Annotated in this window: 14 protein-coding genes and 1 pseudogene; 8 read left to right on the top strand and 7 right to left on the bottom strand. The window is 42.6% G+C overall.

Features of this window, described 5'->3' with window-relative positions; all coding sequences use genetic code 11:
* Window positions 1-8 precede the first annotated feature (8 nt).
* Window positions 9-1013: a LacI family DNA-binding transcriptional regulator gene (locus tag DV872_RS02070; RefSeq protein WP_114628176.1), complete on the bottom strand. Its 1005-nt coding sequence runs from the start codon at window positions 1011-1013 to the stop codon at window positions 9-11.
* Between the two features lie 103 nt (window positions 1014-1116).
* On the opposite strand from DV872_RS02070, the gene DV872_RS02065 reads away from it, so the two are divergent.
* The 4 genes from DV872_RS02065 (at window position 1117) to DV872_RS02050 (ending at window position 5501) form a co-directional block, all read left to right on the top strand.
* Entirely contained in the window at window positions 1117-2502 is a 1386-nt protein-coding gene (locus DV872_RS02065; protein WP_114628175.1) for an ABC transporter substrate-binding protein, read from the top strand.
* A 116-nt stretch (window positions 2503-2618) separates the two neighbouring features.
* Window positions 2619-3533, top strand: coding sequence for a carbohydrate ABC transporter permease (locus tag DV872_RS02060; protein ID WP_114628174.1), 915 nt, complete (start codon window positions 2619-2621; stop codon window positions 3531-3533).
* A gap of 9 nt (window positions 3534-3542) precedes the next feature.
* A complete protein-coding gene (locus DV872_RS02055; RefSeq protein ID WP_114628173.1) occupies window positions 3543-4412 on the top strand; it encodes a carbohydrate ABC transporter permease in 870 nt (289 codons plus the stop codon).
* A 12-nt stretch (window positions 4413-4424) separates the two neighbouring features.
* A complete protein-coding gene (locus tag DV872_RS02050; RefSeq protein ID WP_114628172.1) occupies window positions 4425-5501 on the top strand; it encodes an ABC transporter ATP-binding protein in 1077 nt (358 codons plus the stop codon).
* A 109-nt stretch (window positions 5502-5610) separates the two neighbouring features.
* Here the strand turns inward: DV872_RS02050 and DV872_RS02045 are convergent, their stop codons facing one another.
* The 3 genes from DV872_RS02045 to DV872_RS02035 form a co-directional block, all read right to left on the bottom strand.
* Window positions 5611-6609: an ABC transporter permease gene (locus tag DV872_RS02045; protein WP_114628171.1), complete on the bottom strand. Its 999-nt coding sequence runs from the start codon at window positions 6607-6609 to the stop codon at window positions 5611-5613.
* Entirely contained in the window at window positions 6602-8101 is a 1500-nt protein-coding gene (locus tag DV872_RS02040) for a sugar ABC transporter ATP-binding protein (protein WP_230391397.1), read from the bottom strand. The genes DV872_RS02045 and DV872_RS02040 overlap by 8 nt, the downstream gene beginning before the upstream one ends.
* A 113-nt stretch (window positions 8102-8214) precedes the next feature.
* Window positions 8215-9150 (bottom strand): sugar ABC transporter substrate-binding protein, encoded by a 936-nt coding sequence (locus DV872_RS02035; RefSeq protein WP_114628169.1) that lies wholly within the window; start codon window positions 9148-9150, stop codon window positions 8215-8217.
* Window positions 9151-9357: 207 nt separating this feature from the next.
* Here DV872_RS02035 and DV872_RS02030 point away from each other — a divergent pair, with 207 nt between their 5' ends.
* Genes DV872_RS02030 through DV872_RS02020 form a run of 3 tightly spaced genes read left to right on the top strand, consistent with a single transcriptional unit; the run spans window position 9358 to window position 12639 of the window.
* Complete coding sequence (locus tag DV872_RS02030; RefSeq protein ID WP_114628168.1) at window positions 9358-10659, top strand: sensor histidine kinase; 1302 nt, start codon at window positions 9358-9360, stop codon at window positions 10657-10659.
* A complete protein-coding gene (locus tag DV872_RS02025) occupies window positions 10656-11330 on the top strand; it encodes a response regulator transcription factor (RefSeq protein WP_114628167.1) in 675 nt (224 codons plus the stop codon). Before DV872_RS02030 ends, DV872_RS02025 begins: the two co-directional genes overlap by 4 nt.
* Window positions 11317-12639: an ABC transporter substrate-binding protein gene (locus DV872_RS02020; protein ID WP_114628166.1), complete on the top strand. Its 1323-nt coding sequence runs from the start codon at window positions 11317-11319 to the stop codon at window positions 12637-12639. Before DV872_RS02025 ends, DV872_RS02020 begins: the two co-directional genes overlap by 14 nt.
* A 29-nt stretch (window positions 12640-12668) precedes the next feature.
* Here the strand turns inward: DV872_RS02020 and DV872_RS02015 are convergent, their stop codons facing one another.
* The 3 genes and pseudogenes from DV872_RS02015 to DV872_RS26900 form a co-directional block, all read right to left on the bottom strand.
* Window positions 12669-14453, bottom strand: a complete 1785-nt coding sequence (locus tag DV872_RS02015) for a sensor histidine kinase (protein ID WP_114628165.1) — start codon at window positions 14451-14453, stop codon at window positions 12669-12671.
* Entirely contained in the window at window positions 14446-14946 is a 501-nt protein-coding gene (locus DV872_RS02010) for a helix-turn-helix transcriptional regulator (protein WP_230391402.1), read from the bottom strand. The genes DV872_RS02015 and DV872_RS02010 overlap by 8 nt, the downstream gene beginning before the upstream one ends.
* Before the next feature lie 99 nt (window positions 14947-15045).
* A pseudogene (locus DV872_RS26900) lies at window positions 15046-15340 on the bottom strand (response regulator); the annotation flags it as partial.
* 286 nt (window positions 15341-15626) lie between these two features.
* Between DV872_RS26900 and DV872_RS02000 the strand changes: the two are divergent.
* Window positions 15627-16529: a sugar ABC transporter permease gene (locus tag DV872_RS02000; protein WP_199563411.1), complete on the top strand. Its 903-nt coding sequence runs from the start codon at window positions 15627-15629 to the stop codon at window positions 16527-16529.
* Window positions 16530-16533 lie beyond the last annotated feature (4 nt).

Genomic DNA, 16533 nt, shown 5'->3' with positions numbered 1-16533 from the left:
AGTGGTACTCATGTAGTTTCTCTGATTACTAAATCTACAGGCATCTTCATCTCTACGGCCGGAGAATCAGGATCGGCCAGTAACTGCAGAATCCGCAGGGCGGCTAATTCTCCCATCTTTTCAATATGAATATGTGTGGTTGTCAGAGGAGGGTAGGTCATAGAGGCCCATGGGATATCATCAAAACCGGCAATTGCCATCATTGAAGGGATTTCAATTCTTTCCTGTCTTGCTCGATTGAGCAGGCCGATGGCCATTGCATCATTAACAGCAAACACAGCAGTTCTCTCTTTGAGCAGATCTATTATGTCATCAAATACTTTTTCTCCGGTTTGTATGGTTGTATCATTTCTTTGCAGAATAATTGTGTCCAACCCGGCTTTGTTCATTGCTTCCGTATACCCTGCTATTCTCTGCTTGTTGTTATACCAGCGTTCAGGGCCTGTTATATGAATGATATTTTTATATTCTCTGTTTATTAAATGTTCGGTTAAGGTGAAAGCTCCTTCCCTGTCATCACAGACTACACAATTCATCCGGTTCTCTGTCAGGTTATTTTCGAGAAGAACAATTGGTTTGCCCAGTGACTGTATCTCCATTATGAACCTGGGGCTGAGGCTCTGACCTCTTAAAATGTAACCATCACAGCTATCCGACTGAAGAGCTCTTAATCCTGAAGGATTCTCCATATCCTCTTCTGAAACAGGAATAACAAGGCTCTGATAACCTTGTTTATGAAGTGTCTCATCAAAGGCAAGAGTAGAATGATGAAAGTAAACAGAATCCAGCTGTCCGACTCTTTGTCTTCCTATTATTCCAATGAACCTGCCATTTGACGGCATTGTTGACTTAATAATAGGTGTAAAATCATCTTTATGCTGTTTCAATTCATTCATAACGAGATCTCTAGTTTTCTGACTGATCCCCGGTTTGTCGTTGAGAACCCTGGATACTGTTGATAATGAGATTCCCAGTTTGTCCGCAATATTTTTAAGTCTAATTGGCTTGTCCATTTTTATACCTTGACATTTCCCAGATGTATTGTAAAGTAATCATATACCTAATGCAAAGGTAATGCAATAAGTTTCTAAAGAGTTGCAAAAAAAGGAGGCTTTTATGAAAAAAGCAATAGTGGTTCTATTATTAGTGCTCATGTCTCTACCGCTTATGGCGACTGGATCTCAGGAGGTAAAGGACGGACCTGAAACAGTAACACTTGCTGTCTGGACAAGAGAAGGCGGAATAAATCATTGGAGAGCAGATCTTGCTGTAGAGGCAGTTGAGGAGTTAAATGCTCAGCTCAAGGCGGAAGGCAGCGATATTACAGTTGAAGTTGAAGCCTATCTGGATGAAGGTGATTGGGGTAATTATAAGAAAAAATATTCTCTGGCCGCCGATGCGGGCGAAGCTCCTGCAATTGTATGTTCCGGTCATGAAGATATTCCTGTCTGGAGCCGTGCCGGTTATATCGTTCCTGTCAGTGATTCAGTACAGGGTGTAAAAGCTCTGGCACCCCAGTTTGATGATATTTTCGACAGTCTCTGGCAGTCCTCGTATTGGCAGAATGAAGTATGGGGTATTCCACAGGATACTGAGGCTCGTCCCATGTACTTCAGTACTACAAAACTGAAGATGCTGGGATGGGATGATGCACGAATTGCTGCTCTTCCCTCAGATATGGCAGAAGGTCGTTTTACTCTTGATGATCTGCTTGTAACTGCAAAAGAAGCAGTGGATAAAGGAATTGTTGAACCTGGTTACGGATACTGGCACAGACCTCGAAAGGGTGGCGACTTTGTCCAGTTCTACAAAGCTTATGGCGGAGAATTTTATGATGCAGATCAGGATAAACTGATCATCGATCGTGATGCTCTTGTAAATTTCTATGATTTTCAGAGAAAAACAGTCACAACAGGTGTAACCCCTGGAAAGTACATAGGTACAGAGTGGAAAATCTGGCATGATGTTGTCGCAAATAACAAGGCTCTGTTCTGGAACGGTGGAACCTGGATGTGGGCGGACTGGGCAAAAAACTATGCAGTCGGCGGAGAAGATACCCTTTGGTCAAACGTTGGCTTTGGTTATGAACCTTCCGGAATCAGAGGTGAAAAAGGGGTAACTCTCTCACATCCTCTGGTCTATCTTGTATCCAGTGAAGATGCTTCTGGAAATAAGCATCAGGATCTGGCAATACGTCTTATTGCTCTGATGTCAACGACCGAAAGGAATACCCGTCATGCCGTAGAAAGCGGTCATCTGGGAATCCTTAAATCTCAGAGTGATTTTGCACCCTACAAAGAGAGCAAATTTCTTGCGGATGTGACATATCTTCTGGATAATAACTTCTATCAGCCCAATCATGTTATGTACGGACTCTGGTTCGATGCATTCTGGGAAGGTATGGTTTCTGCAGAACAGGGAGATAAAACACCCGAGCAGGCAGCAGATGATGCAATTAAGGTAATGAAAATTGAGATTGAAGATCAGCTGATTGTTCGCTGATTAATGTAAAGTTTTGAAATCCCTCCTGTTTCCATTCAACTGGGAATCGGAGGGATTTTTCTTATTATTGATTTTACTCCCCCGGAGTATGAATATTGAAGTAAAGGAGGTCAAAATTGGAAAAAGAAAAACGGAATCTGATAGGCCTGTGGTTTATGATGCCGGCCATCGTACTGGTTATCACTTTTTTCTTTATCCCTGTTATTATGACGATCGGTATTTCTACAACTGATATGAGTTCAGTAACAGGTTTTTCCGCATGGAAGTGGGTGGGCTTTAAAAATTATATTAAAATAGCCCAGCATCCCGATTCAATCACTAATTTCATTGCAACTTTGAAGTATGTCTCAATCACATTGATTTTTTTCAATGTAGGACTGGGGCTTTTAATAGCCATTATTACAAATCATCTGAAAAAAAGTATCGGTGGTTTTTTCAGGGCTGCCTGGCTCTTGCCCCGAATCACACCGCCGGTTGTTTACGTGCTGATGTGGTCCATGCTGGCTGCAGATGCACCATATGGTGTAATCAATCAGCTCTTTAGAATACCCTTCGGTTTGTCCACTTCAAACTGGGTTCCCGAATATGCATTTTTGTTTATCATTCTGATAAACGGCTATATCGGCGCTTCCTTCGGTATGATAATTTTTTCCTCTGCGATTGAAGCAATCCCTCAGGATATTATGGTCTCTTCACTGGTAGACGGGGCATCTTATGTACAGAGGATCAGACATATTATTATTCCTCAGCTTCGTTGGCCTCTGCTCTTTGTTGTCACTTATCAGACTCTGTCTCTGCTGACTTCTTTTGAGTACATCATGATACTGACAGATGGGAATTTCAATACAGAAGTCTGGTCTCTATGGTCCTATCACAAGGCTCTGAATAACTATTGGGGTAATTTCCAATATGGTTTCGGTGCAGCTCTGGCTGCCGTATTGGTTCTGGTCGGTACCCTCTTAGGTGTCGTATACATGAAATACTTTAAATTTGACGCTCTGGTGCAAGAGCCAAAAATTGACGAGCTCTAGGGGAATCTGATGAAATTAAAAAAAGATAATTTTACCTGGCTCTCGGTGCTTACTCTGATAATTTTTACAGCTCCGATCATACTTGGGTATCTGTGGCTCTTCATTTCTACTTTTTCTGAACGTACTTATGGTTTGAAACCGGTAGATATAAATGGCAATTTTGGTGGTTTGACACTGAAAAACTGGGCCTTTTTAGGCGAGCCGGATATCTGGCTTATTACAGCGAATACATTTCTGATGGCCACTTTTCTGACGATGGGAGTATTACTTATCTCATCTCTGGCAGGATATGCTCTCTCCAGGGTTAATTTCAAAGGAAGAAAAACATTTCTTTCCATGACCCTTATATTGCATGCTTTTCCAAGTGTAACCCTTCTGATTGCCATCTATTTTGTTCTCCGATTTATCTCGGGAATACCCTTTCTGGGAATGCTCTTTGGATACAATACGATAGGGGGTGTCGTTTTAGTCAGTATTGCTCTGCAGCTCCCCCTGGGAATATGGCTGATGAAAGGTTTTTTTGATGGTGTCTCCTGGGATCTGGAACGTGCTGCTCTGATAGACGGCTGTTCTCGATGGAGATGCTGGTGGCAGATAATGATACCGCAGATTAAACCGGGACTGGCCGCTCTTTCGATCTTCTCGTTTATGACAGGATGGAGTTCATTTCTGATCCCCTATACTTTTCTGACGAAAGGTAATAAGGCCGTCCTTTCAACCTATCTGAACGCAATGATGAGCAGTGATACTGTTTCGATTCAATATGGCGTATTGGCAGCAATAGGATTGTTTCAGCTGATACCTATTCTGCTTTTTTACTCATTTACACAAAAATATCTTATGAAAATCTTCAGTGGCGGCAGCCATGGCGGCGTTTAAGGAGCAACACTAATGGACGTAACACTTCAGAATCTTACAAAAAAATTCGGCACAGAAACTGCCGTTGATAAAATGAATCTAGATATAAAGGACGGTGAGTTTGTGGCATTTCTGGGGCCATCGGGCTGTGGAAAGACAACAACATTGCTCATGACCGCAGGAATCTATAAGCCCGACGGCGGAGAGATCCTGTTCGGAGACCGCCTGGTTAATAAACTGCAGCCTAAAGATCGTAATATCGGGATGGTATTTCAAAGCTATGCTCTTTATCCCCACATGTCAGTTTTTGAGAATATTGCATTCTCAATGAAACTGCAAAAAAAACCGAAAAAAGAGATGATTCGCGAGGTCGACCGAGTGGCCGGTTTGCTCGGTATAGGTCACTTGCTGAAAAGAAAGCCCGGCCAGCTCTCGGGAGGGCAGCAGCAGAGAGTCGCTCTGGGAAGGGCTTTGATTAAGAAACCGGAGCTTCTTTTGTTTGATGAGCCCCTTTCAAACCTGGATGCCCGGTTGAGGATTACCATGCGCAGCGAAATCAAAAGACTGCAGAGAGACCTGGGTATTACAAGTATCTATGTCACCCATGATCAGGTTGAAGCCATGACAATGGCTGATCGTGTCGCAGTGATGAAAGATGGTAAACTGCAGGCTTTTATGCCTCCCCTTGAGCTGCATGAAAAACCACGTACCAGATTTATTGCCCAGTTTGTGGGCAATCCGCCAATGAATCTATTCAATATGGAACTGCGCTCAGAAGGAGACAGCAGATACGCATTGAATGACCAATTTTCTCTGAATCTGGACTCTTCAAGAACTCCGGGTAAGGGGGGGAAGAATATTGTGCTCGGAATCCGCCCGGAGGATATCAGCTTCAATTCTCAATCGGAAATAAAAGCCGAGATTCTATTAGTAGAGCCAATGGGACGAGATGATCTTTTACAATGCAGAATAGGGGATACGGATATCTCAATACTTGCGGATCCGAAAGAAAATCATCGCAGCGGCAATATTATCGGGATTGATTTCAATAACAAGGCTTTTCAGTTCTTTGATCCGGATACGGATAAGTCTCTTCTCTGGTTTGATTGACAGGATTCCCTCCGGAACTGCTTCGGCTTCGGAGGGAATCTATTGAAGAGGGAGAGTCTTTACTCTCCCTCTGATAATTGTAATAAATCAGCTTTGGGATCGAAAATAACTACTTTGTTTTTTTCTTAAAACAATCCACGTAAACAGCAATCAAAATAACAACACCCTTCACAATGTACTGCCAGAAAGAGTTTATCCCCATCAGATTCAGACCATTGCTGAGCACACCGATAACCAGGGCACCAATGACGGTACCGCCGATTTTTCCGGCTCCTCCACTCATGCTTGTTCCGCCTAATACAACAGCTGCTATTGCATCCATTTCCGCACCCTGTCCAGCTGTCGGCTGCCCGGAAAACATGCGGGATGCCAGAACTATTCCGGCAATGGCGGCCATCAAGCCTGAAAAAGTGTAGGCAAAGAATGTGACTCGTTTTGTTTTTATTCCTGAAAACAGTGCGGCCTGATGGTTTCCACCCACTGCATATATATGACGTCCCAGTTTGGATTTACTCATTATAAAAACTGAAAGAAGCACAATCGCCACCAGGTAAATAATCGGCATGGGGATTTCTCCAAGATAACCGGCACCAATAAAATTGAAGCTATCCGACATAACACGAATAGGCTGACCGCCTGTATAGACATAGGCAGCTCCCCGGGCAATATTCATGGTAGCAAGTGTTACAATAAAGGGAGGAATGGTTGTGGTAGATATAACATAGCCGTTAAACCCTCCCACAAGCAGACCGACAGCCAGACCACATATTACAGCAAAAACCAGAGAGGCTCCGTCAAAGGCCATCATCCCTCCGGTGACTACTCCCGATAAAGCTATTATCGAACCGACAGACAGATCGATGCCGCCTAATATAATGATCATTGTCATAGCACAGGCTATATAAAGGTTTGTTGCAACCTGTCTTAACACATTCAATACGTTATTTTTTGAGAGGAATACAGGCGACTGAAACGCCAGTATCACACATAGCAGGGTCAACCCAATCAGTATCCCCATATTTTCTCGGATAAACTGAACGATACCGCTTCTGGAAATACTGTATTTATTCTGTTTTAAGCTAATGGTTTTAGCATAGCTATTACTCATGGATCTCCTCCTTGTTACTTTTATCTGCCTCATGCAACGTAGCCATATACATTATTTTTTCCTGATCCATTTCATCATGTGTCAGGCTTCCGGTAATTGTTCCGTTGCACATGACAATAACCCGGTCACTCATATTAATAACTTCTGGAAGTTCTGAGGAAATCATGATAATTGCCATACCCTGAAGGGCTAGTTCATTCATAATTCTGTAGATTTCTGCTTTAGCCCCCACATCAACACCTCTGGTAGGTTCATCCAGGATGAGAATCCGGGGATTTGTTGCCAGCCAACGGGCTATAACTACTTTCTGCTGATTGCCTCCGGAGAGGTTCTCAATTATCTGTCGGGAAGAAGGGGTCTTTATAGACATTTTTTGAATATAGGTCTCAGCTATCTCCTCTTCCTTGCTTTCATTTACAAAAATTCCCTTAATAAAATCCTTTAGAACTTTAATGGATGTATTGAATTTGACACTTTGTGCCATAAACAATGCTTCTTCTTTCCGGCTCTCCGGAACCAGAGCAAATCCGTAATTCATAGCGTCTCCGGGATTACGAATCTGGATTGTATTACCATCCAGGAGAATTTCACCCTCCGTAAATGTATCCAGTCCAAAAAGGCACTTCATCACTTCGCTTCTACCCGCACCGACTAATCCTGCAAACCCGAGAATTTCACCTTTATGAAGATCAAAACTGATATCTTTCAGCAGGGTCCCGGCACTCAAATTTCGAACTTCCAGGATTTTTTCTTTTTCTTCCATAAAAGTTCTTGTGTAATAATTTGTTAATTGACGACCCACCATCATGGATATGAGTGCATCATTATTAGTTTCTTTTGTAACAACTGTGCCGATATACTCTCCATCCCGCATGACAGTTACTCTGTCGCTGATTTCCTTGAGCTCAGACATTCGGTGGGAGATATAAATGATCCCTACGCCCTGTTTCTTCAATTTCCGGATAGTTTCAAAAAGAAAAGAAACTTCTTTATCCGAAAGGGATGATGTGGGCTCATCCATTACGAGTATCTGAGAATTAAAGGAGAGGGCTTTCGTAATCTCCACCATCTGCTGCTGGGCAATTGTCAGTTCTTCTATCAGGGAATCCGGAGAGATCTCCAGATCAAAATCCTGCAGTAATTCTGCTGTGTGACTATTCATTTTCTGTTTATGAACAACACCGTTTTTCATCGGTTCCCGTCCAAGGAAAATGTTTTCTGCCACAGTCATTTGGGGAACCAGAACCAGTTCCTGATGGATAACACTGACACCGCAGGTCTGGGAGTCATGAACATTTGCAATATGGGCTTTTTTGCCCTGAATAAGAATTTCTCCCTCTTCGGGGATATAAATTCCCCCTAGTACTTTTATAAGAGTAGATTTTCCGGCCCCGTTTTCACCCAATAGAGCATGGACTTCCCCGGACCGGACATCAAGACATACGTCATTGAGAGCCAGCACTCCGGGAAACTGTTTCCGAATATTTTTCATTTCGAGTAGTGTTTGCGTGCTCAAACTTCCTGCCTCTTTTCATTTATGAATTAATAAAGAACCCTGCCCGTCGGGGCAGGATTAAAACAATTACGATTTTATCAGGACTGAGCTTACTGCCAGCCGTCAGTTCCGTACTCGCCAACATTCTCTTCATTGATCAGGAATGTTTTAACAGGAACACGAGTTTCATATGACTCACCTTTAAGGATCTGGTAAGACAGTTTTACAGATTCCAAACCGATGGAAATAGGAGATTGAGCTCCGGAACCTACAAACTGACTGCCCGAAGCAATTTCAGATTTGGCTTCGGGTGAACCATCAACTCCATATATAAGTATGTCAGTTCTATTGGCAGACTTACAGGCAGCCAGAGCACCCAGTGCGGTAGGATCATTTCCTCCCATGATGGCAATGATGTCGCTGTGAGCCTGGAGAATATCATCCATGATTTCCATAGATGTGGGGAGATCTCCCTTACCATCCTGCTGTGCAACGATATTAAATCCTTTTCCATCAATGGCGTTCATAAATCCGGAAATACGGTCATTGATAGAGTTCATTGTAGGAGAATCGAGAACGACGATATTACCACCGTCGGGGAATCTTGCAACAAGATCCTGTCCACAGACAAATCCGGCATTATTATTGTCAGATCCTGCATAGGAGGTAACATATTTTATGTCTTTCACTTCTGCATCAAAGTTAATAATAGGAATCCCTGCTTTTTCCAGGGCAACCAGAGCTGGTCTTACACCTTCCCAGTCAACGGGATTCAGGTAGATAGCATCAATTCCCTGTACAATCAGGTCATCAATCTGGTTAATCTGTTTTGCAACATCCATGGCAGGATCCATTGTAATCAGACGGTCTCCGTTAGCTTCAACGGTTTCTCGGATTGACCCTTCAAGAGCAATAAAAAATGGATTGTTCATCGTCATACAGGTATAACCGAATGTGTATCCAGATTTTTCTTCTGTCTGTCCGTTTGCCATAACAGCAGAGACAGCAATAATTAAAATAAGACAAGATGCCAGTAATTTTTTCATTCTTTTTCCTTTTCCAGTTGAAAGTAATAGTGCATTGAGTTCGAGTGGTACCAATCTCTAAACTCTTAGTCAGGATAAGAGGCTTTTAATAAACGAGCAATGAATAATATGTCATAAAATAAGTGACAAATGTCATTTTTGAGATGACATAAATCCAATCGTTTCTATTATTAAAAATTATTAGAATCAGGCTATAATACAGTCGAAATGAAAAATCAGGTTAAGAAAATATATATAGCCTTATATGGGCTTAATTTTATCATCATTACTTTTATATCTCTTACTATCTGTATGACTATCTATAAAATTTGTAATGACTACCAGGCCAGGGACTTTTTGGAAATGGCCCGTTACCTACCTCATATAGCCTGGAAAGTCCCCACAATCAGTATTGTCCTTTGTATATTATTGGGGTTTTCAAATTTTTTAAAAAGCACTGTATTCAGTCAGCAGCAGTCAAAGATAGTTCTTTTATACATACTGGATCTCCTGATATTCAGTCTTATCACTTATACTCTTAATTTCAGCTATAAGGGTTATTTCCTTTATATCTGTGCAGGTTTATTCCTTCAAATACAGGGTCTGTCGATCCGGCTGATCATGCTTGTCATAACTCTGGGTTGCTTCACCTTTTTTGATTATGATTTATTGACCGTTCAGGTGAATATGCTCCCTTTTCAGGAATACATTAACTACTACAATCTAACGAATCAGTTTTATCTCTATGGGATAAAGAGTCTTTTAGAATCGGCAAATCTAATTTTGGTTATGATCTTTTTTTATATGCTGATTAACAGTAAAATCCGTGAGAATAAAGAGTTTATTCAGTTAAATAACAAATTGAAAGTGAATATAAAAGAGCTGAATATTGCCAATGAAAAGCTTGAAGAAGCAGGACGGATGAAGGAACGAAACAGACTGGCTCATGAAATCCATGACATTCTTGGTCACTCATTAACCTGTATCTCTACCGGATTGGAAGCCTGTATGGAAGTCGCAGGCAAGAGCAATCCCGGATTAACAAAGCACATCTACAAAATAAAGAAAGTTTCGGATAAGGGACTGCTGGATATAAGACGCTCTGTGAGAGAGCTTAAATCCGATGTGATTGATGAAGCCTCTCTAATTAAATCCGTGAAGGAATTGATAGAAGGAATCAATTCCCTGGGCAAACAGATTGCCACCCTTAATATTGAGGGTGAGATCATAACTATGCAGCATGACGAAGAACTGACTGTGTACCGTCTGGTTCAGGAGAGCACAACAAATTCGATTCGCCATGGTAAAGCTTCAAGGATTCATATAGATATGACTTTTGAGAAAATGAATCTTATGATCCGGATTACTGACGATGGAAAAGGTTGTTCCTTTATTGTTAAAAATTTTGGGATTTCACATATGGAGGAACAAGTCAGTATGCTCGGAGGTTCCATCCGCTTTATTTCTGATCAGGGTTCCGGTTTTATAACCATAGCCCATCTACCTTTAAGGAGTGAAACTTTAAAATGATAAGAGTATTAATTGCCGATGACCAGGAGATCATGCGTGATAGCCTGGAGCTGCTTATTAACTCGGATGATCGATTTGAGGTGGTAGGGCTGGCAGAAAACGGTAGAGTGACAGTTCATAAAGCACTTGAATTAAAGCCTGACATCATTCTTATGGATATACGAATGCCAGAACTTAACGGTATTGAATGTGTGAATATTATAAAAGAGAAAAATGATTTTATCAAAATCATTATGCTTACAACATTTGATAGTGAAGAGTACATCTACAACTCCCTGAAAAGCGGTGCGGACGGCTTTCTACTGAAAGGGATTTCCAAAGTCGATTTAATAAACAGTATTGAAACAGTCTACAAAGGCGGAGCCTCGATTGAACCGGAAACAGCTCAAAAGGTCTTCAGTATTTTCGGGGAAATGGCAAAGTCTTTCTTTGTTGATGATAAGCAGGATGAAATTGATAATCTGACGGAGACAGAGTTAAGAATAATTCAGTTGATCGGGAGAGGATACTCCAATAAGGAGATCGTAAATGAGATCCATTTTTCTGAGGGAACAATTCGAAATAATATCAGTATCATATTAAAAAAGTTGAATTTGCGTGATCGTACCCAAATCGCAATTTTCGCCATCCAATCCGGTATCATGCTGAAGAGTTTTCATGGGAAAAAATAGACTCCGGATTATTAAAACCGCGGCAGCCATACTGATTCTGTCCATCTTTATACTGATCTACCAATACATTGCGGGCCCGGTTGTAATTGAAATGGCCATCTACTCCGGGAACAGTTGGGGAATCCCCCAGAATTTTGCTTATGCGATCTATGATAAGGCTGCAGAAATGTATTTGGCAGATCCAGCTCATAAAAATATCCGTATCAAATATAAAACAGGAACAATGTACAATCATTACTCGGAGTGGCTGGCACAACTGGTCCTCAAAGGAAAAGAACCTGATGTTTTTCTTCTAGTTGAAGAAGACTTCAATACTTATGCATCTATCGATCTGCTGCAGAATCTGAATCACTATATTGAGAAAGATCCGGATTTTAATGAAGAGGCTTACTACCCGCGGGCTCTGGAAGCGGGGGTTTTTAACGGAAATCAATACTCTCTCCCCATCTCTCTAGTACCCTCCTTTATGATCGTGAATAAGACTCTCCTATCCCGTAATAACATTGAAATAGACCGGGAACACTGGAATTGGGATCAGTTCTATGAAATATGCCGCCTCCTTACAAAAGATACGGACAATGACAGCATCCCCGATACTTTCGGAATTTATGGATATGACTGGCATCATGCCTTTTATACCAATGACCGTTACCTCTTTTATCCTGATGCTCCCAGAATCGGATTTGATAATGACAGGATGTCAGAGACTCTGAATTTCCTGAAAAAGATGAATAAGCTGAATCAGGGGCGAATTATCAGTGATAACGATTTTGAAGATGGGAATGCAGGCTTTAAAATTTTCAATTTCTCAGAATATAAAGTTTATGGTACCTATCCTTACAGAATACTGAAATATGAGAACTTCACCTGGGAAGCCATTCCACTTCCTGAAGGTCCTCACGGTAGGAATTCATCTAAACTCTATACCCTGCAGGTAGGAATGAGTTCCCGCACCCGGCATAAAGATGAAGCCTTCGAGTTCATTAAATTCCTTACAAATAATGAACTCTTCCAGAAAGAAGTATGGAACGGGACCAATACCCTGCCGGCTAACAGGCATGTAGTGAATGATATATACAGTCAGAATCAAGCGGAACTGGAAGAGATGAAAATCCTCAGTTATCCGCTCCTGAATTCAATTATACAGAGCAGCTATGTTGATCCCGATTTCAAGTGGTATGCATCGATGGATAAGTTTATCGGTCAGAGGATGTTCCAGATTATTGTTCAGGAATTGAATACCAAGCAGGGAGTGAAAGAGCTGAGAAAAGATATTGAGAAGAATCTGAAGGAATACAGGGAACTCTAATAGTGTTTTCTTCAGATGATTCCGGGATCTCATCCCTCCTTTCGTCGGGGAAAGGATAGCTCTACTTCGGTGCCGCCACCGGGATGGTGTTTTAGCGAAAGTCCATAATCCGAGCCGAATACCAGCTTGATCCGCTGATTGACGTTTTTCAATCCGATATGCTGATCATTAAGATCCAGGTCCTCGGATATTATCCGGTTCAATCGTTCAAGTTCTTCAGGGATCAGTCCCTGCCCGTTATCTTCCACTGTAATTAAAACTCGTTCCTTCAGTAGACGGCCCTTTATGGTTATTCGACCAGGGCGACGGGTTGGTTTGATTCCATGGATCCAGGCATTTTCAATTATAGGCTGGAGGGACAGCTTCAGTACAAGGTAACAGTTCAGTTCCGGATCGATATCCCAGATGATTTCAAATTTGTCTGGATAACGGTGATTTAACAGGCGGAGAAACAGCGCCGCATGTTCCGCCTCGTCACGGAAAGCCACCGTATTACCGCTGGTTTCCAGGCTAAGACGGAATAGCCTGGCCAGGGCAGCCAGCATCCGTCCCACTTCATTTTCCCCTCCTGTCAGTTCCATGGCTTCCCAGCGAATGGTGTCCAGAGTATTGTAAAGAAAGTGAGGATTTATCTGGGCCTGCAGGGCGGATATTCTTGTCTTCTCCACCAGAGAAAGCTGCTCCATCAACTCTTCCTTAAGGTTCTCATTCAGATGAACTGTAGTCAGGATGCTGGCAGCAATCTCCTTGATCTCCTCTGATTTAAATAGGGTTTCCCCCGCTTTCTGCGGGTTATCCACAAACTCCAGTAATCGGTCAATAGGTCTGTAATTGTTCAGAGCCAGAATCAGAGAGGCTGTGAGGGATATGAGAAATGAGACTAGGAGCAGAATAAAAAACATAACCCATGCGTCATGGAATTTCGCTTCGTAATGTTCCAGCGGAATCTTCATCATATATGTCATTTCCCCCATTGAGGAGGGGGTGGTTACCAAAAGCAATCCCCCCTTCTTGAGGTAGCGGACTGTCTCCCCGGCGGCAAGCATCTGGGAGAATCCACTTTCCTGAGACAAAGACTCCAGAGGGTATCCAATCTGACTGAAATTTTCACTGAAAAGTATCCTATTGTTATTATCAAGAATAGACAGCTCTTCATTTCTTCCATCAGAAACAATGGTTCCTGTCAGGTTGTCCAGGGATAGGTTGATGATCACAGCTCCCTGGAGTTCTCCTCCAGGTTGGTTTCTTATCGGCTTGATAACGGAGATGACCGGAAGGTAGTCATCAAAGAGAACTCGGTTCATCCGGTAGGGGAGGGTATCATGACTGTTTCGGTAGGATTCCATCCAGTTGTTATCTCTGAAGTCATCCAGTATGAAAACACCACTCAAGGTTATGATTCGGTTTTGCTTCTCCGAGAAGATGTAGATAGAATCGATATGGGGATCAGCCAGAACAAAGGGTTTCAGATTGTCCAGTACCTCCTGGGCGACAAGTCGGTTATTCTCAGAATCTTCCGAGGGGTTCGTAAAAAGAAATACTTCTGACATCAGGGCAAAGGTAGCACTGACATAATCGGCCTTCTTTAAGAGGGCGTCGAAGAGATCACGGTTTCTGATTAAAGTGTTGCGGCTCAATTCACTGATTTCATTTTTAACGATACGTGTGCTGTTCCAGTGAAGAATCCCGGAGATGAGAATAAGAGGAACGGCGATGAATGCTATATTGGTGATGATGTTGCGGACGAAAATACTTTTGAATTTATATCTGGATATATTCCCCCAAACCCGTCTCTGTCTTGCTGCTCTAATCATCCAGAAGCTCTCGGTGGATGTAGTCTGAAGGGGTCACGCCGCAGTGCTTCTTGAAAACTCTTGTGAAGTACTTGGTATTATTATAACCAACCAGCTGTCCGACTTCCCCTATTTTGTACTGATTTGTAACAAGCAGTTCCTTGGCCTTTTCCATACGATGATTTGTCAGGTAGGTAAGAAAATTCAAACCCGTCAATTCTTTGAAGAGGCGGCAGAAGTAGACGGGACTCAGAAAGACAGTTTCTGCAATTTCCGAGAGGGTTAGATCCCGCTGGTAATTTTCTTCAACGTAGCGCTGCACTCTATGAATTATGGAATATGTGTACTTTGTTTTCTCTTTTTCCCCCCCCGCCAGGAAAGCTGTTTCTTCCGCTGTTAATCTACTGTTCTGGGGAAGTTCCTGAAGGGCTGAATCAATACCAGAGTCGTTGTCTCGGAGTCTTTTTCGGAAAAGGGTTTCGATATCGGGAATCAGGCCTTTCAAGTGTCGCATCTCCTGCTGTTCTTGTATCCGTTTTCCCAACTTTTCAAATGTCTCAGCCAGTTGGGTGATCTCGATAGGTTTAAGAAGATAGTCAAAGGCCTCATACCGGAGAGCCTGTTGTGCATAGTCAAAATCCCTGTATCCGCTCATGATTACCAGATGGGTCTCGGGGTAATGGGCTGCAATCTGCTCCGCCAGTTCCAGACCTGACACTTCAGACATCCGTGAGGACTGCATCGACTTTTTCTCTTTCAAGATGTTCCAGGGCTTCTTTCCCATCCTCATATACTGCCGCAATCTTGAATCCTAAGGCTTCCCAGTTTCCGAAGCGGGAAAGACCATTGCGAATCTTTTCCTCATCATCCACGATAATAAGGCTGTAGTATTTCTCTTCGTCCCCCATGTAGGGGACAATAGCATGGATTGGTTCTGGAGTCTATTTATTATTTTCTCCCCCTTCAGCGGGGGGGGCGAAAAGATAATAATGAGCTCCCAAAGTAAATAAAGTACCCCTCAGACAGTTATATCAGTTAAGAACTGTGTCCTTATCCTAATTATTTCCTGTTTCGTCAGAGTACTGTCAGGGGGTATAGTTTTAACAATTAATTACAAATAATCACAATTGAATACAAGGAATCGAAATGACCGAACAATTACCAGTCCGGAGGCCTGCGACCTTCAGGAGGGATTTGAACAAGCGGAACTGGGGGCTTTTATGGCTCTGTATGCCTGCCCTTCTCATTATTTTTATTTTTAACTATCTGCCTATGGGCGGTTTGATACTGGCCTTTAAGAATTACAAACCTATGATGGGTTTTATCGGAAGTCCCTGGTCCGGGCTTGATAATTTTGAATTCTTTGTCCGTTCCCCTCTGATCTGGAAGGTTACAAGAAACACACTTCTTTATAATGGCGCATTTATTTTCCTGACACCGGTGATAGCAGTAACTCTGGCCATCATTCTAAACGAGATCGGAAAGCGGTTTTTTATAAAATTTTATCAGACTGTTTTCTTTCTTCCTTATTTCCTCTCCTGGGTTGTAGTCTCTATTATGCTCTACACCTTCTTGAACTCCGAGAATGGACTGATGAATCAGCTCCTGGTAAAAGTCATGGGGAAAGAGGCTGTCTCCTGGTATACCAGTCCCGAGTATTGGCCCTTCATACTTGTATTTATGGGACTCTGGAAGCAGGTGGGATATAACACTGTCATCTACTATGCCGGGTTGATGGGTATTGATGGGGCGATGTACGAAGCAGCATCCATCGACGGTGCAGGACGGATTCAACAGGTTTTCAGGATAACCATACCTATGCTTGCGCCCATCATTGTGGTGATGATGATTCTGGGATTGGGACGCATCTTTTTTGCCGATTTCGGGCTTCATTTTCAGCTTCCCCTTCAGAGCGGCCCTCTACTCCCTACAACAGATGTGATCAATTATTTCACATACCGGGCACTGATAGAGGTTCGAGACATAGGTATGGGTACCGCCATCGGACTGTATCAGTCGGTGATGGGCCTGTTTCTGGTTCTGGGATCTAACTGGGCAGCCAGGCGGATCGGCGACGGCGAGAACAGCCTGTTTTAATAAT

The sequence above is a fragment of the Oceanispirochaeta sp. M1 genome, from assembly GCF_003346715.1.
GTDB lineage: Bacteria > Spirochaetota > Spirochaetia > DSM-2461 > DSM-2461 > Oceanispirochaeta.
This window is presented reverse-complemented; position numbering and strand designations above follow the sequence as displayed.

What these genes read in the sequence shown, in the direction of transcription:
- DV872_RS02050 (WP_114628172.1), top strand. Translation starts at nt 4,425, where the DNA reads ATGGACGTAACACTTCAGAATCTTACAAAAAAATTCGGCACAGAAACT.
- DV872_RS02040 (WP_230391397.1), bottom strand. Translation starts at nt 8,101, where the DNA reads ATGAAAAATATTCGGAAACAGTTTCCCGGAGTGCTGGCTCTCAATGAC.
- DV872_RS02015 (WP_114628165.1), bottom strand. Translation starts at nt 14,453, where the DNA reads ATGATTAGAGCAGCAAGACAGAGACGGGTTTGGGGGAATATATCCAGA.
- DV872_RS02020 (WP_114628166.1), top strand. Translation starts at nt 11,317, where the DNA reads ATGGGAAAAAATAGACTCCGGATTATTAAAACCGCGGCAGCCATACTG.
- DV872_RS02065 (WP_114628175.1), top strand. Translation starts at nt 1,117, where the DNA reads ATGAAAAAAGCAATAGTGGTTCTATTATTAGTGCTCATGTCTCTACCG.
- DV872_RS02035 (WP_114628169.1), bottom strand. Translation starts at nt 9,150, where the DNA reads ATGAAAAAATTACTGGCATCTTGTCTTATTTTAATTATTGCTGTCTCT.
- DV872_RS02025 (WP_114628167.1), top strand. Translation starts at nt 10,656, where the DNA reads ATGATAAGAGTATTAATTGCCGATGACCAGGAGATCATGCGTGATAGC.
- DV872_RS02045 (WP_114628171.1), bottom strand. Translation starts at nt 6,609, where the DNA reads ATGAGTAATAGCTATGCTAAAACCATTAGCTTAAAACAGAATAAATAC.
- DV872_RS02030 (WP_114628168.1), top strand. Translation starts at nt 9,358, where the DNA reads ATGAAAAATCAGGTTAAGAAAATATATATAGCCTTATATGGGCTTAAT.
- DV872_RS02010 (WP_230391402.1), bottom strand. Translation starts at nt 14,946, where the DNA reads ATGCGACACTTGAAAGGCCTGATTCCCGATATCGAAACCCTTTTCCGA.
- DV872_RS02070 (WP_114628176.1), bottom strand. Translation starts at nt 1,013, where the DNA reads ATGGACAAGCCAATTAGACTTAAAAATATTGCGGACAAACTGGGAATC.
- DV872_RS02055 (WP_114628173.1), top strand. Translation starts at nt 3,543, where the DNA reads ATGAAATTAAAAAAAGATAATTTTACCTGGCTCTCGGTGCTTACTCTG.